This window comes from Nitrospirota bacterium (genome assembly GCA_016219645.1).
In the GTDB taxonomy this organism is placed as follows: Bacteria; Nitrospirota; Nitrospiria; order Nitrospirales; family Nitrospiraceae; genus Palsa-1315.
On the sequence record JACRLR010000004.1, the window covers coordinates 64,001 to 78,457 of the forward strand.

The 14,457-nt window shown below is 55.8% G+C and carries 16 protein-coding genes; 10 read left to right on the plus strand and 6 right to left on the minus strand.

What is annotated here, in order from left to right; genetic code table 11:
• Window positions 1-5 precede the first annotated feature (5 nt).
• From HZB34_00340 to HZB34_00355, 4 genes are all read left to right on the plus strand, one after another.
• On the plus strand, window positions 6-680 hold the full coding sequence (locus tag HZB34_00340) for a Slp family lipoprotein (GenBank protein ID MBI5314400.1): 675 nt from the start codon (window positions 6-8) through the stop codon (window positions 678-680).
• Between the two features lie 266 nt (window positions 681-946).
• The gene (locus HZB34_00345) at window positions 947-2,215 is read left to right on the plus strand and encodes a hypothetical protein (protein ID MBI5314401.1); all 1,269 of its coding nucleotides are present in this window, start codon (window positions 947-949) and stop codon (window positions 2,213-2,215) included.
• A 208-nt stretch (window positions 2,216-2,423) separates the two neighbouring features.
• Window positions 2,424-2,888: a lipocalin family protein gene (locus tag HZB34_00350; protein ID MBI5314402.1), complete on the plus strand. Its 465-nt coding sequence runs from the start codon at window positions 2,424-2,426 to the stop codon at window positions 2,886-2,888.
• Window positions 2,889-2,945: 57 nt separating this feature from the next.
• Complete coding sequence (locus HZB34_00355) at window positions 2,946-3,785, plus strand: aldo/keto reductase (protein ID MBI5314403.1); 840 nt, start codon at window positions 2,946-2,948, stop codon at window positions 3,783-3,785.
• Window positions 3,786-3,920: 135 nt separating this feature from the next.
• Here HZB34_00355 and HZB34_00360 read toward each other — a convergent pair whose 3' ends face one another.
• Window positions 3,921-5,651, minus strand: a complete 1,731-nt coding sequence (locus HZB34_00360; GenBank protein MBI5314404.1) for an ABC transporter ATP-binding protein — start codon at window positions 5,649-5,651, stop codon at window positions 3,921-3,923.
• Between the two features lie 342 nt (window positions 5,652-5,993).
• Entirely contained in the window at window positions 5,994-6,089 is a 96-nt protein-coding gene (locus tag HZB34_00365; protein MBI5314405.1) for an AURKAIP1/COX24 domain-containing protein, read from the minus strand.
• Window positions 6,090-6,167: 78 nt separating this feature from the next.
• On the opposite strand from HZB34_00365, the gene HZB34_00370 reads away from it, so the two are divergent.
• Both HZB34_00370 and nadB read left to right on the plus strand, forming a co-directional pair.
• Window positions 6,168-6,773 (plus strand): hypothetical protein, encoded by a 606-nt coding sequence (locus HZB34_00370; protein MBI5314406.1) that lies wholly within the window; start codon window positions 6,168-6,170, stop codon window positions 6,771-6,773.
• A gap of 3 nt (window positions 6,774-6,776) precedes the next feature.
• Window positions 6,777-8,420, plus strand: a complete 1,644-nt coding sequence (gene nadB / locus HZB34_00375) for an L-aspartate oxidase (GenBank protein MBI5314407.1) — start codon at window positions 6,777-6,779, stop codon at window positions 8,418-8,420.
• Here nadB and HZB34_00380 read toward each other — a convergent pair.
• The 3 genes from HZB34_00380 to HZB34_00390 form a co-directional block, all read right to left on the minus strand.
• Window positions 8,356-8,994, minus strand: coding sequence for a lytic transglycosylase domain-containing protein (locus HZB34_00380; GenBank protein ID MBI5314408.1), 639 nt, complete (start codon window positions 8,992-8,994; stop codon window positions 8,356-8,358). The genes nadB and HZB34_00380 overlap by 65 nt on opposite strands.
• A gap of 184 nt (window positions 8,995-9,178) precedes the next feature.
• Window positions 9,179-10,054 carry an aminotransferase class IV gene (locus HZB34_00385; protein MBI5314409.1) on the minus strand — a complete coding sequence of 292 codons (876 nt, stop codon included), beginning with the start codon at window positions 10,052-10,054 and terminating at the stop codon, window positions 9,179-9,181.
• Between the two features lie 2 nt (window positions 10,055-10,056).
• Window positions 10,057-11,541: an anthranilate synthase component I family protein gene (locus HZB34_00390; protein MBI5314410.1), complete on the minus strand. Its 1,485-nt coding sequence runs from the start codon at window positions 11,539-11,541 to the stop codon at window positions 10,057-10,059.
• 178 nt (window positions 11,542-11,719) lie between these two features.
• Here HZB34_00390 and HZB34_00395 point away from each other — a divergent pair, with 178 nt between their 5' ends.
• The 4 genes from HZB34_00395 (at window position 11,720) to atpF (ending at window position 13,606) form a co-directional block, all read left to right on the plus strand.
• Window positions 11,720-11,941, plus strand: a complete 222-nt coding sequence (locus HZB34_00395) for an AtpZ/AtpI family protein (GenBank protein ID MBI5314411.1) — start codon at window positions 11,720-11,722, stop codon at window positions 11,939-11,941.
• A 32-nt stretch (window positions 11,942-11,973) separates the two neighbouring features.
• A complete protein-coding gene (locus HZB34_00400; GenBank protein MBI5314412.1) occupies window positions 11,974-12,723 on the plus strand; it encodes a F0F1 ATP synthase subunit A in 750 nt (249 codons plus the stop codon).
• A 128-nt stretch (window positions 12,724-12,851) separates the two neighbouring features.
• Entirely contained in the window at window positions 12,852-13,085 is a 234-nt protein-coding gene (gene atpE, locus HZB34_00405; GenBank protein ID MBI5314413.1) for an ATP synthase F0 subunit C, read from the plus strand.
• Window positions 13,086-13,099: 14 nt separating this feature from the next.
• Entirely contained in the window at window positions 13,100-13,606 is a 507-nt protein-coding gene (gene atpF, locus HZB34_00410) for a F0F1 ATP synthase subunit B (GenBank protein MBI5314414.1), read from the plus strand.
• A gap of 18 nt (window positions 13,607-13,624) precedes the next feature.
• Here the strand turns inward: atpF and larE are convergent, their stop codons facing one another.
• A complete protein-coding gene (gene larE, locus HZB34_00415; GenBank protein ID MBI5314415.1) occupies window positions 13,625-14,434 on the minus strand; it encodes an ATP-dependent sacrificial sulfur transferase LarE in 810 nt (269 codons plus the stop codon).
• Window positions 14,435-14,457: the final 23 nt, after the last annotated feature.

The window sequence follows — 14,457 nt, forward strand, 5'->3', positions numbered from 1 at the left end:
TTCCTATGTCTCACAGGATCGGCATCATTCTTCTTATCGGGCTTTTGACCCTGTCGGCCTGTGCTGAGTCGGCCCATCAGGTCCAGCGGAGCAGAGGCTATATCTCTATACCGCCTGAACTGGAACAACAGATCGATACCACGGTCGCCTTTGCCGACCTTCGCTCGGCCCCCGGCAATTATGTCGGTCGGGTCATCATGGTCGCTGGTGTCGTCATCAAGTCCAAACGGACGGATACACGGACAGAAATAGAGGTTCTCCAACTTCCTGCTGAAGGGGGAGGACCCTCAACAACGGAGCGAACCCGTTCCGAAGGGCGTTTCCTGGCTGTTCGGGAAGAGTTTCTCGATCCAGCAACTGTCCCTCCTGGCACCGCGATTACCGTGGTCGCGGTTGTCACTGGCTCTACGACCAGACCACTGGATGACAGTGAATACACCTATCCCGTTCTCGATATCAAACACTTGACCGATTGGACCAGAGTCGCGTCACAAGAATCATCGGGCGGTGCCGCTACCTTCTATGGCCCGTATTACTCGCCGTTTGGCTATTGGGGGCGGCCGTACGGAGCCTATCCATATTTTGGGAGGCCTGCTCCATTTTTCAACCAGCCTCGGCCACCGTCGTCACCACCTCCGCCTCGACAAAGTATCCCGCCACAATTTAGGAAAGGCCGTTGACGGACTTAGTTCCAAGAAACCAGGCAGCGCAGTCCTGCTCGAAGTGGATTTGCAAGGGACCGCCGATAGCGCGTCAAGATAGTCTTCACGCTTCACGGGCGCTTCGAGCAGCAGCACATCGGTGCCAACGATCTATTAGACAGATAGCCTATTGAACTCTTCACGCAATCCTTCTACGCTAGATCGTCTCTTTCGTCTGGGAGGGCCATTGCCTGTCAGCAAGTGGCATGTTTGTATCTGTGAGATGTGGTTTAAGGAGGCCAGATATGACGGCTTATGAGTCGGTGAGCAGAGTTTTGGCTCGGTATATTTTTTCCATCTCGGTGAGTGCCATGGTCTGGGCGGGAGTGGGAATCGGTGGTATAGCTCCGGCCTCCGCCTATGAAGTGTGGATCACTGATCAATCCGATACGGCAAAAGAAAGCGGAGGTGTTCTCTACATCTACGATGGTGCAGCACTTGCGGCGAAGCCTGACGCTGCGAAACCGGTTGTCACCATCGATTTTGCCGGTGAGATCAACACATTTTGTGAATCGGCAACCAAGAAACCAGTCCGGCGTCCGCATATGCTCTTCTTCAATAAGGACCAGAATCATGCCATCATCTCGTTCCTGAGCGGCCATGCATTCTTTATGGATGCTCAAACCCGTAAGCCGGTGGCCTGTTTGTTGATGGGGAAGAATGTCCATGCGGTTTGGCCGACACCTGATCAGAAGATGGCGATTGCGGCAAATATCGCAGAGAAGAAGTTCATCCGCATCTGGACCGACTATGCCAAGCACACGTTCACCTTCGATCCCGAGAAGGACGTGGTAAATCTCGCAACGTGGGAGGGTGGAGAGCGTCCTGATACCTCGCCGATTTGTCCGATCACGGAGTCGTCCAGCCGCTATGCCTTTGTCACATTGCGGGGAGGAGGGCTAGTGGTGTTCGATGTCACCACCACGCCGATGAATCTTCTGGCCATGCTCAACAACAATGAGGTTCACCCTGCCGGCTGCGGCGGTGTTCAGGTCAGCGAGACGATGTACATCAATTCCGGCGGAGGCTGGCCCGTGGCGCCTCTTTCATACGACGTGTACGCCCTCGATCTGTCCGCGCTTCCGAAGTCTATCTCCGCGAAGCTGGTGTCTCAACGGGATGAGAAATTTGCCGATTCCCACGGGATGGCCGGGATGGGACGCTATCTGTGGAGTGTGGACCGGGCCGGGAACAACGTCGAAATCATCGATACGCTGTCGAACCTGAGCGTGGGCTCGGTTGAGCTGGTGACGGATGCAAACAATGATCCAGCTCCAGACCTCATAGACAGCGCGCCGGACGGGCAGTATGTCTTCGTCGGATTGCGCGGCCCCAGTCCACTTACGGGGAATGACAAATCGGTGAATAATGCCAAGGGGACGATTCCTGGTGTCGGGGTCATTCACGTGGATAGCGGAGGGAAAGTCGGTCACTATAAAGGGCAAGCAGCTATCACGAATATGAAAGAAGGAAAAGAAACGGCGGATATTCACGGGATTGCTGTCCGGAGGTAAGCTCTTCTTGGAAAAATAGCCAGGCCACGGTTCGTTGCCGTGGCCTCCTGGGAATGGGAGGAGAGGCTGCTGTCGGCGGGGGGGCTTTTCATTGCGAGATTGCGCCAACCGGCGAGATTCTGTGTGCGCCAGTTTGACGCTCATAACCCTATGCCTTAATTTTGTTTCCTGCGCAGGACTGGATTCGAGAGGTGAGCTATCGGCTGTTGTGTCGGTAGATCTCTCGCGCTATGCCGGTACGTGGTACGAAATAGCGCGACTCCCGATGTGGTTCCAACGTCACTGCGTGGATTCCAAGGCAATATACTCCCGTCGCCCAGACGGGGCGATCGATGTGCACAATGAATGCGTGACGAAATCCGGAGGGGTCGAGCGGGCGAAGGGAGTTGCAACGGTCGTCGATGCCGAGACAAATGCGCGACTCACGGTGACGTTCGATAACTGGTTCGCTCGGTTGTTTGGCTCATCCCGCGACGGGAACTACTGGATACTCGATCTCGATCCAGAGTACCGGACTGCGATGGTGGGGACTCCGGATCGTCGATATCTCTGGATCTTGTCTCGGACCCATCAGCTTGACGAGGCTACATATCAGCGTCTGGTCGAGCGAGCCCAGCAACTGGGTTACCCCGTGTCGGAGCTCATTCGAGCCCGGCATGCCGCCTCTTCGTAACGGATCGCAGCGTACCCCCTGCGGACATCAGCAGTCTATTCATCTTGGAGTCGACACATGCCCTTGACTACCTATAACAATGTGCCCGTTCCTTCGTTTATGTATGGCACGGCATGGAAAAAGGAAGCCACGGCACAGCTGGTGCGGTTAGCTGTGGTTGCTGGCTTCACGGCTATCGATACGGCCAACCAACTGATCCATTACCAGGAAGCCCAGGTCGGGGATGCCCTACTGGCCCTTGCGCAGCAAGGGATTCCGCGCGACCGCCTGTTTCTTCAGACCAAATTTACGCCGACGAATGGTCAGGACCATCGCACCCCATACGATGCCTCGGCCGCTCTCACGACCCAAGTGGTCCAGTCTTTCGACAGCTCGTTAGCTCACTTGCACACTGACTATCTCGACTCCTATGTGTTACACGGGCCCTATCAGCGGCAGGGATTGGGAGCTGCGGACTGGGAGGTGTGGGCCGCCATCGAAGGGCTCTATCAGTCAGGGAAAACGAAGATGATCGGGATCAGCAATGTCACTCCCGAGCAACTCACTCAGCTCTGTGCCAAGGCGGCCGTGAAACCCATGATGGTGCAGAATCGTTGCTATGCCGCGCTTGGGTGGGACAAAGAGGTGCGGGAGATCTGCCGGACCCAGGGCATCATCTATCAAGGCTTTTCGCTCTTGACTGCCAACCGGGAAGTTTTTAGCGATCCAAACGTTCGAGTCATTGCCCAACGGTTAAAGACCGGTCTTGCGCAAGTCGTGTTTCGATTTGCCATGCAGGTCGGGATGCTTCCATTGACCGGTACCACGAACGAACAGCATATGAAAGATGATCTTCAGGCTGAACGGCTCACTCTCACGGCTGAAGATATCCGGATTATCGAAACAGTCGGGATGTAAACTGGCAGGATGCTGAAAAAGACTGCCAGCAGCGTTCTCGCATCGCTCAGAGGCTCAACGTACCGAAGTGTACGCCTCGCCTCTGAGCTCGCTGCGGCCTTGCTGGACAGCCTTTTTGAGCATCCTGCGGAGAGCTTATGAGGGGAGTTCGATGAGGCGGAGGGTATAGAGGTACTGATAGAGCCCTTTACGTTCCATCAGTTCGGCATGGGTGCCGGTTTCTACGAGACGCCCCTTGTTGAGGACGAGAATCCGATCGGCTCGCTGGATGGTCGTCAACCGATGGGCAATCACAAATGTTGTTCGGCCCTTCATGAGTTGCTCCAGTGCCTCCTGGACGAGTCGTTCCGACTCACTGTCGAGGGCAGAAGTGGCTTCATCCAGCAATAAGATCCGTGGATTTTTCACGATGGCCCTGGCGATGGCGATGCGTTGACGCTGCCCGCCGGACAAGTTGATCCCTTTTTCCCCCACGATGGTCCGATATTGGTCCGGGAAACTCATGATGAAGTCGTGGGCGTGGGCGGCACGGCTTGCCGCGACCACAATGTCATGAGAGGCCTTCTCGTCCCCGTAGCTGATATTGTCGAAAATTGTCCCGCCGAATAAGATCGTTTCTTGCGGAACCAGTCCGACCTGCCGATACCAACTATCAGTAGTGACTTCGCGGAGATCATGCCCGTCGATGGTAATGCGCCCCTCTGTTGGATCGTAAAAACGGTGGAGCAAGTTCATCACGGTCGTTTTCCCGGCCCCGGTAGGGCCGACGATGGCGACGAGCTCGCCAGGCAGTGCTTCGAACGAGAGATCCGTCAAGACCGGTTGGCGTGGATCATAGGTAAAGCTGACGTGCTCTGCCCGGATATGCCCCGAGACGGTGGGCAGCGATGTGGCCGAAGGGGAGTCGCTCACCTCGGAGCGCGTGTCTAGGATCTCGAACACCCGTTCAGTGGCCCCCTGTGCCTCCCTGATCTGCGCGAACACGCGGGCGGCGGAACTGAAGGGGCCGATGAGTATACCGGCAAAGAGGACGAACGCAACGAGGTCGCCTGGCGAGACGGTTCCTTCGATGACCTGCAGCCCTCCATACCACAACACTGCCGCCGCTGCGGAAAAGGTGAGGAGGCTAATGACGGGAATAAACACTGCCATCACGACGGCCTTTCGCATCGTTAACGCCAAAGTCTGTTCGACTTGAGCCGCAAATCTCGTCTCCTCGCGCCGGGTTTGGACAAAAGACTTCACGATTCGAATGCCGGAGATCACTTCCTCGATGAGGGTACTCATGGCCGCGGTGTGATCCTGAATCGAGGTCGAGAGGGATTTCAACTTTCGCCCGAAGATCTTGGCGGCGAGGACGAGCAAGGGGAGCAGAATGAGAATCAACAGAGAGAGGCGCCAATTCATCGTCAGCAGGAACGTGATCCCTCCGAGAAAGGTCACGAGCTGTTTTGCACTGTCGATCGGCGTCTCTGTGACAACCGATTGAATGACCGTCACGTCGCTCATCAGCCGTGAGAGAAGTTCTCCGGTTCGTCGACGGGCAAAGAAGCTCACCGATAGGGTGTGCAAATGCGCAAAGAGATGACGGCGAAAGTCGGCGATGATGCGCTGTGAAATCCATGCGGTCAGATAGCTATGGCCCATCGAACAGAGCCCCTGCAGGATGACGAGTCCGAGAAAGCCGGTGATCATGTCCGTCATCTTGGACTGGTCGTGCTGCACAGTGATGATATCCCACAGTGTTCCGGCCAATCGCAGTAGAGCCAGATTGGTGGCAGCGACTCCCATGACCAATAGACCAGCCAGCACCATGCGGGACAGGTAGGGCTTCAGAAATGGGAGAAATCGTGAAAAGGTAGACATAATGAGGAACGATCTTAGCAGACTGGGAAACTATTTTGGCACAGGTGCAATTCGATGGTTCGCACATGCGGCACAACAGGAGAATCGTTTTGCAGCATACTGTGTGAGGATGTGGTTATGGAGCACCGTGGAAGCGCAGCGGAGAGGAAGACTCAAACGGGAGCGTCGTGGCAGCTAGAACTGTGTATTGGACTCGATGAGCTACTTGCGACTGACAGCGACACACGATTTCGTAGAGGGGTAATGAGATAGTCACCACGGTAGACGGAGATGGCAGTCCGGACGCCGTTGCAATCCTTTCGTCTTCGGGCACGGACCATTCCGCTCCCTTCTCGTATCAGTCTAGTTTTTGCGACGTTCAAACTTTTGACGCCGGCGCAGCTTCTTGTACTTGTGCTTGCGCATTTTTTTACGGCGTTTTTTCAGCACACTGGACATGCGTTCGCTCCCCTGCAAGTCGCGGAGTGTAGAAGTTTTCTCCTCAAATAGCAAGATCATCGACGGATTAAATTGATTATGATTCGACCGAGGTCGACGGCTGGCGCCGGGAGCTTGGTGATGTATGCCTCGCAGGCGCTTGACCTGCCTGATTGCCATTCCTATACTGCGATTACGATGGTGCCATACAAATTCTCATTATTCCCCGTCTTGATCCTGGCCGGCTCGATCGCGTTTCTCGCTGTCGGCTGCAGTGGCAAGAAGGTTCACTACCCTGAGGATCACGAACGGTATCTCCGTATCGATCGGGCGGTGGAGGCGCTTCGCCTAGCCTATGTGAGGGAAGATTCTTCGGATCTGGCAGCTCTGATGATGCCGGTTGACCAGCTTGAGCGGCTGAAGGAAGAGGCGAAGGGCGATTTCGAGACATTTAGCACCATCACGTTGGACTTCGCGACCGAGCGCATCATGATCGATGGGGACAACATCGATGTGTTCGTGCATTGGCAGGGGCTTTGGAAAAAGGATGGGGAAGATTCAGGGCTCCGGCAGCGAGGTCATTCGAAATTGCAGTGGGTCGGAACTCAATCGATCCTTTTGCGCGGGATTCAGGGCGATTCTCCCTTTGGTGTACAAGCTCGGCAGGCCACGACGGACCCCACACGTTCTTCCAAGAAGAAGTAATTAATGTCATCTCGTCGATCGCGTGTTCCGGTGGAGGCCGATTTCCTGGTCATTGGAAGCGGTGTGGCCGGCCTCCGCGCCGCGCTGGAGTTGAGCCGTGCCGGACGTGTCATGGTACTCACGAAAGGGCATCCACTCCAGAGTAGTTCGATTCATGCCCAGGGTGGCGTGGCTGTGGCGATGAGTGAAGAAGACGACGTGGCCATTCATCTAACCGACACGCTCAAAGCGGGGCACGGGCTCTGCCGGAAAGAAGCGGTGCGGGTTCTCGTTGAGGAAGGGCCCGAACGGATTCAAGAACTGATCAGGTGGGGAGCCAAGTTTGACAAAGTCGGCGGCAAGTTCGCGTTCGCTCGGGAGGCAGCCCACAGTAGAAGCCGCATTCTGCGTGCGCGGGGGGATGCGACGGGGAACGAAATGGTACGGGTGTTAATTGCCGAGGTGAACAGGCAGGAGCGTATTCAGCGATTGGACCATCACTTTACCGTGGATCTCGTAGTCGAGGCGGGGCGCTGCAGCGGGGCCGTTGTGCTGGATGAAGGGTCTGGTCGACAGTTCGTCCTTCCGGCTCGCGCAGTCGTCTTGACCACCGGCGGGGCCGGGCAGATCTATGCGAGGACGACCAATCCTCCAAATGCCACTGGCGATGGGATGGCCATGGCACTGCGCGCTGGCGCTGTGCTTCAAGATATGGAGTTCGTCCAATTTCATCCGACGGCACTCTACTTGCCGTCGAGTCCGCCGTTCTTACTGTCAGAAGCGATGCGGGGGGACGGTGCGCAGCTGCGCAACAATAAAGGGGCGCTGTTCATGCAACGCTACCACCCCATGGGAGCCTTAGCGCCGCGGGATATTGTTTCCAGGGCAATCTTGGCAGAGATGGCAACCACAAAAGCTCGGCACGTCTATCTCGATGTGACCCACTTGGGCGCAGAGTTTGTGAAGCGACGTTTCCCGACAATATATGCGACCTGTCTTCGCTATGACATTGATATCACAGAAGAGTGGATCCCTGTGTCTCCCAGCGCTCATTATATGATGGGAGGGGTCTGGACCGATCTGAACGGTGCGACGTCTGTTCCGGGGCTCTTTGCCGCCGGGGAAGTGGCATGCAGTGGTGTGCATGGAGCGAATCGTCTGGCGAGTAATTCCTTGCTTGAGGGATTAGTATTTGGCCTTCGTGCGGCATCGGCAGCTGTGGCGTTTGCCGGCCAGCCTAGGTCCCCCATGATCTCGTCTCAGGATGCCACGCTCCGAGCGGGCCAATTTGGCATACTGGAGGATGTGGAAAAACTGAGGAGCTCACTTCGCCGAACGATGTGGGGACAGGTTGGCGTCATTCGTTCAGGCGAGTCACTCATCCGAGCCTGTGCTCAATTGTCGCGATGGGGCCAACTCGTGAGTCAGCCCTTTGCGAGCCGAGCAGCGCTGGAGGTGAAAAACATGATACAGGTGGCGCAATGCGTTGCGGAAGCGGCATTGTGGCGGGAAAATAGTGTCGGAGCCCATTATCGGTCAGATTTTCCAGAGACCAAGCGGGCTGGCTGGCAACAACACAGCCGCCTATCGAGCGGGGAAGCTGTTAGCGGGAAGACAATTCAGAAATCGCGTGGTCTACTCTTATCTCCGCGGGGACGTATTGGCTGACCGGGTATTTCATGATGGCGCCGTCGCGGACCAGGAATGTGCGGTAGTATCGGAGAACCTTTCGGACATATTGCCTCGTCTCATCGAACGGGGGGAGTGCCTGATAACGGTCGACGGCATTCTCTCCGGCATTATAGGCTGCCAGGGCGAGTGGTAAATTCCCATGGAAGCGATCTAGCAACTGTCGTAGGTATTTGGCCCCTCCGCCCACATTATCATCCGGATTATACATATCCCGTACATCCAGGCGTATAGCTGTCTGCGGCATGAGTTGCATCAGGCCGATCGCGCCGGCGCGAGACACTGCCCGTGGATCGAAGTCGGATTCAGCTTTGATGACGGCTCGAATCAGTGCGGGATGGATCCGCTGTTGCGAAGAGTGTCGACGAATGACTGGTTCGAGTTCTTGCTCAGACATTGTCGTGTGGAATCGGCTAGATTCGGCTTCGATTTTTTGGTATCGCGAGTCTGACGGGACGTTGGTAAGGGAGATTGAGCCGTCGCGCCCGATATACTGATAAATTTCTGCCGTGGTAGTCGGTACAGAGAAGGTCAGCGAGCTCATGCCGGCCATTACCCAGGATGCTAGGCCAATGGCTGCGTGCCGCCTGAAGGAGGTCATGCTGAGAGAAAGGTTGTTGCGCATGGGTGAACGATACCAGCCTGCTCCATGGAGTCAAGAAAATGCAGATCTTGTGCCGTGCCGTCAGCCGTAAAGAGCGCGGAAAAACACAAGAGTTTGTGGGCGGATGGCCTTGCTAGGGTTCTAGAAAACGTCTTCGGTTGGCCGAAAAATGCCGATGGAGCTGTTGGGTGAGAGGCCCCGGTATCCCATTCCCGATCGGATGCCCGTCGACCCTGGTGACCGGCATGACCTCCATGCTTGTGTTCGTGACAAAACACTCGTCTGCCTTATGGATCGCTTCGACTCCGAAAGATCCTTCCTCGACGGAGATCTGCAACTCTCGAGCGAGGTTGAGAACGATATCGCGCGTGATACCGTCCAGCAAGCCGCATGAAAGTGCCGGGGTACAGAGTCGGCCAGCCTGCACGAAGAAGAGATTGCTGACGGTGCATTCTGTCAGATGGGATTCCCAATTGAGTAAGATGGAGTCAAAGGCTCCAGCCGCGATCGCTTCCCGTTTGGCTTGAATGTTGTTCAGAAAGTTGGTGGCTTTGATCTGAGGATCAAGAGCAGTTGGAAGATTGCGCCTGGTCTTGGCGACAACCAGGCTCACGCCGTTTTGATAGGTCTGGGGCGAGGGTGGTGCGAGGGGTTTGGTCATGATCACGACGGTGGGAATAGGGCATAAGGCCGGATCAAGGCCGATATCGCCTGCTCCGCGAGTGATCGTGATGCGGAGATAGGCATCGACTCGATCATTGCCGACGTCATTCTTTGTCATTGCCTCGTGAAGGAGTACCGGCCACCTGTCCTCGAGAATCGGAATGGTCAGGCCGATCGCATCCGCAGATCGGCGAAGCCGGGCAAGATGTTGGTCCCGCATGAAGATCCGGCCCCCATAAGAGCGAATCGTTTCATAGACCCCATCGCCATAGAGAAAACCATGGTCAAAAACAGAGACGACGGCCTCCTCTTCTTTGACGAACCGGTCATTGAGGTAAATGAACATTGTTACATCTGCCGCAGTGCACTGAAGAAGGCCTGGGCCTTCTGGAGCGTTTCTTGGTATTCTTTGGCCGGTTCGGAGTCGGCAACAATCCCGGCCCCGACCTGCAAGTAGCCCTTCTCCCCACACCATACCAGAGTTCGAATGACAATATTGAGATCGAGGTCTCCGTTCCAGCCGATGTATCCAAAAGATCCGGTGTAGGGGCCGCGGCGTACCGGTTCTAGCTCCTCAATAATCTCCATGCAGCGGATCTTTGGCACGCCCGTGATGGTGCCTCCGGGGAATAGCGCCTGAATCAGGTTGAGGGGCGTCGTGTTCGGTTTCAAGGCGCCGCTGATATTCGACACGATGTGGTTGACGTGGGAGTATTGCTCAATGGCCATGAATTCATCGACCTGCACGGTGCCGTATTGGCAGACACGGCCCAGGTCGTTTCGTTCGAGATCAACGAGCATGAGGTGTTCGGCTCGTTCCTTCTCATTTGCGAGTAACTCACCGATGAGGCGTTGATCGTCATAGGTGTCGAGCCCACGAGGCCTGGTTCCGGCAAGCGGGCGTGTATCCACCCGACCGTCATGGAGGCGGATGAGCCGTTCGGGTGAAGCACTGATCAGCGTGACCTCGTCGAAGTGCACAAGCCCTGAGAACGGCGATGGGTTAATGGCTTGCAGACGCCGATAGAGTTCCTGCTCGTGGGGCTGTCGATCCACACGGGCGTCGTAGGTGCTACGAGGTTCCAGAGTGAATCGATGCGACAGATTGGCCTGGTAGATGTCTCCTGCCGCAATATACTGCTGGCAACGCCGGACCCGTTGAATATAGGCGTCCCGTGTCTGGTCCGGATGAAAAGCGATCTGATTGAGGGGGGGCGACGCAGTGAGGGGAGGTGGTGTGCTATCCAGCTTGGCTTGCCACTCGGCCAGCCGGTCCAGGCCCTCGCGGTAAAGCTTCTCACGAGATTCTCCCAAAAATCGTTCTATGGGCGGGCAAAAAATGATCTGTACGAGGCTGGCCTGATGGTCGACAGCGATGACGATGTCATAGAGGCCAAATTGTAAATAGGGGAGCAGCAGATCATCCTTGGCGATCGCCGGCAGTATCTCATATTCTCGTACTAGGTCGTAGCTCAGATAGCCGACGGCTCCACCGATAAAATGAGGCAAATCTGGAGGAGGCTCGACCCGTGGGCCGGCAAATAGACGGCAGAGGCTTCCAAGAGAATCTTCCGAAGACCACTCGTATCCCCCGTGGGTTTGAGCTGGCGCCCGCCCTTGTCGCCCGGTCAGCACCGAAAAGGGATTACTCCCCAGATAGGAGTAGCGGCTCCCTCCGCCTGCCCCCTTCCCGCTTTCGAGTAGGAACGAAGGCTGAGCGGGAGACGCAATGATGCGGTACAGCTCAAAGGGTGTCCTCCCTCGCCCCTCCATCGTAAGGACCAAGGGTTGTGGGACACCGCTCAAGAATGATGGTTGGGACACACGAGTCATGGGTAAACGTGTACCGCTTTTCGCATACGCCCAATGCACTATACTCGACTGCGTCTGCCGTGTCACAGCGCAAGCCACAGCTTGACAACATTAGGACGATTCTGGTTGAATTGCGAGCCCGCCACCGGCAGAGTCATTGCATCGTGGGCTGCATTGCACTCTCCTCCGTGGGTACGACATGCCCCCTTCACAGGATCCATTGTACACGGGGCTTGGCCAAGCGGTCAGGATCGCAAGCGATCTGGTCGCTGCGCTGATTGTCGGAGGAGGATTGGGATGGGTGTGTGACACCTACCTTTTGGATTCTACTCCCTGGGGGATGGTTGGCGGTCTTATATTGGGTGTCGTGACAGGGATCAGAAACGCATACCGGTCTGTGCAGCGCTGGCCGAAGGCCTAACGTCTTTCGTATAGAGAGAGCAAGAGCACGCGATGGAAGAAGGCCCTCTTCATTCTTTCGAACTTCACGACTGGATCCCGATCTCGATAGGAGGATTGGATATCTCCATCAATAAGGCCGTTGTGATGATGTGGGTTGTGATTTCCCTGGTGGCCGTGCTTATGGTCATCGCAGGATCGGCGCGTAAGCTGGTGCCTGGTAAGCTGCAAAGCATAGCGGAAATGATGGTGGATTTCATTCGGAGCATGATCTTGGACACGATGGGTAAGGATGGAATGCGATTTTTCCCCCTCATCGCGACCTTGTTTCTCTTTATTCTTTTTTGCAATCTTGTCGGGTTGGTCCCTGGCAGCTATACGGTGACGAGTCAGATTGTCGTGACAGCCGTGTTCGCCTCCGTGGTGTATGGGATCAGTCTGATGATGGGGTTCTTGTTACACGGATTTAAGTTCCTGGGAATTCTTGTACCGCCGGGCACGCCTGGCTGGCTGCTCCCATTGATGATACCGATTGAGCTGATGAGTCAGTTGGCGAGGCCCATTTCACTGGCCGTTCGGTTATTTGCAAACATGACGGCGGGACACGTCATTCTCGGAGTTCTGTTCGGCATGGCAATCAGCGGCGGACTATTGATCGGGTGGTTACCCTTTGCATTCACGGTTGCGATCTATGGGCTGGAAGTCGGGATCGCGTTTATCCAAGCCTATATTTTCACCATATTGACCTGCGTTTACTTAGGGGACGCCTACCATCTACATGGCCACGAGGAGCACGCGCACTGACCGTCGTAACCTCTTCGTCAGACTCGTGCGGAATGCCTCAAGGTGGTCGATGGTTACGGATCTGCCGGGAGACAAATTGAGAGCGTGTTCAAGTATATTGAGTTTTCATAAAGGAGGATAGACAAACAATGGATTTAGCAGCAGCAGGGTTGATAGGGATGGGTTGTGCAGCAGCAGGGTTTGCCGGAGCAGGTGTGGGGATCGGCTACATCTTCGGGAAGGTCATTGAAGTGGTGGCGCGCCAGCCTGAGGCGGAAGCTCGTGTCACAAAGTATATGTGGATTGGGTTCGCGCTGGTGGAAGCCATCGCACTGTATGGCCTGGTCGTTGTGTTCATCATTATGGGACTCCGCAAGGGGTAGGGTAGGAAGCTCACATGCCGCAGTTTGAATCTCATTTCTTTTCTTCCCTGATTTTTTGGGAAATCGTATCGTTCGTCATTCTCCTTTTCGTCTTATACAAGTTTGCTTTTCCGGGTATCTTGAGCGTCTTGGAAGAGCGGGAAAAGAAAATCAAAGACAGTCTCGATCAGGCCGAGCGGCATCGCTCAGAAGCGGAGTTGAAGCTCAAGGAGTACGAAGCCAAATTGAACTCCGCCGCGAAAGAGGCGGAAGGAATCCTGGCCGCGGCGAAGGATCGGGCACAGCGGCTCATGGAGGAAAATGAGCAGCGGATGACGGTTGAAGCTGAGCGGATCAAGGGCGATGCGACGCGTGAAATCGATCAAGAGCGGCGCAAGGCGATTCAGGATATTCGGGCCCAAACCACCAATTTGGCATTGATGGTTGCGGAGAAGGTCGTGCAGCGAAGTCTGAACGAGGCGGACCACCGGAAATTTGCAGACGAGGCGCTGGAGGCCTTGTCAAAGTCCTACCAACGATAATGTCTGAACCTGGCGGGGTCACCCAAGGCTGATCCCGCCAGGCCTGTACCCTTCCAAATCCACACAGACGAAGCGAAATCCTGCCTGACGGAGACGAGCGCTGATATGCGCGCGTAGAGTGGGCTGATTCAACCGAGAAAACTCCTCCGCCCCAACCTCGATTCGCGCTACGTCTCCATGCTCCCGTACACGTACGTGGCGAAACCCCTCAGCCTGCAGAATGTCTTCGGCCTGCTCCACGCGACGGAGACTGTCGATCGTAATCGGTGTGCCCCGAGGAATTCTGGAAGAAAGGCAGGCAGCCGCCGGCTTATCCCAATTGGAGAGGCCTAAGGCCTGGGCGAGTGCTCGCACATCGGACTTGGAGAGAGAGGCCTCAACCAGCGGGCTTCGCACTCCCCACTCGCGTGCCGCTTTGATTCCCGGTCGATCATCCCCGAGATCGTCGAGATTCGTTCCGTCCACAATCCATCGACTTGCGTGCGGCTCGCGCAGTCCGTCCAGCAATTGATAGAGATCGGTCTTGCAATGGAAGCAGCGGGTTGCATCGTTCTGAACAAAGGCTGCGACTTCGAGTTGATCGGTGTGGACCAGTTCGTGCCGAACGCCAATCTCCGAAGCTACGCGTTTCGCAACATCGAGCTCGACCTGGGGAAACGTCGGTGAGACAGCAGTGACAGCCAACGCATGGTCACCAAGTTGTTCATGGGCGATTTTGAGGACGACGGTACTGTCGATTCCCCCGGAAAAGGCGACTAGGACGGACTGCAGGTCCAAAATCATCCGGCGGAGCGTATTGAGCTTAACTTGGAGAGATTCGGTCAACATGAATGCCTGTTAGGGGGTTGTGA

What these genes read in the sequence shown, in the direction of transcription:
- HZB34_00340 (MBI5314400.1), top strand. Translation starts at nt 6, where the DNA reads ATGTCTCACAGGATCGGCATCATTCTTCTTATCGGGCTTTTGACCCTG.
- HZB34_00345 (MBI5314401.1), top strand. Translation starts at nt 947, where the DNA reads ATGACGGCTTATGAGTCGGTGAGCAGAGTTTTGGCTCGGTATATTTTT.
- HZB34_00355 (MBI5314403.1), top strand. Translation starts at nt 2,946, where the DNA reads ATGCCCTTGACTACCTATAACAATGTGCCCGTTCCTTCGTTTATGTAT.
- HZB34_00360 (MBI5314404.1), bottom strand. Translation starts at nt 5,651, where the DNA reads ATGTCTACCTTTTCACGATTTCTCCCATTTCTGAAGCCCTACCTGTCC.
- HZB34_00365 (MBI5314405.1), bottom strand. Translation starts at nt 6,089, where the DNA reads ATGTCCAGTGTGCTGAAAAAACGCCGTAAAAAAATGCGCAAGCACAAG.
- HZB34_00370 (MBI5314406.1), top strand. Translation starts at nt 6,168, where the DNA reads ATGATTCGACCGAGGTCGACGGCTGGCGCCGGGAGCTTGGTGATGTAT.
- nadB (MBI5314407.1), top strand. Translation starts at nt 6,777, where the DNA reads ATGTCATCTCGTCGATCGCGTGTTCCGGTGGAGGCCGATTTCCTGGTC.
- HZB34_00380 (MBI5314408.1), bottom strand. Translation starts at nt 8,994, where the DNA reads ATGGCCGGCATGAGCTCGCTGACCTTCTCTGTACCGACTACCACGGCA.
- HZB34_00385 (MBI5314409.1), bottom strand. Translation starts at nt 10,054, where the DNA reads ATGTTCATTTACCTCAATGACCGGTTCGTCAAAGAAGAGGAGGCCGTC.
- HZB34_00390 (MBI5314410.1), bottom strand. Translation starts at nt 11,541, where the DNA reads ATGACTCGTGTGTCCCAACCATCATTCTTGAGCGGTGTCCCACAACCC.
- HZB34_00395 (MBI5314411.1), top strand. Translation starts at nt 11,720, where the DNA reads ATGCCCCCTTCACAGGATCCATTGTACACGGGGCTTGGCCAAGCGGTC.
- HZB34_00400 (MBI5314412.1), top strand. Translation starts at nt 11,974, where the DNA reads ATGGAAGAAGGCCCTCTTCATTCTTTCGAACTTCACGACTGGATCCCG.
- atpE (MBI5314413.1), top strand. Translation starts at nt 12,852, where the DNA reads ATGGATTTAGCAGCAGCAGGGTTGATAGGGATGGGTTGTGCAGCAGCA.
- atpF (MBI5314414.1), top strand. Translation starts at nt 13,100, where the DNA reads ATGCCGCAGTTTGAATCTCATTTCTTTTCTTCCCTGATTTTTTGGGAA.
- larE (MBI5314415.1), bottom strand. Translation starts at nt 14,434, where the DNA reads ATGTTGACCGAATCTCTCCAAGTTAAGCTCAATACGCTCCGCCGGATG.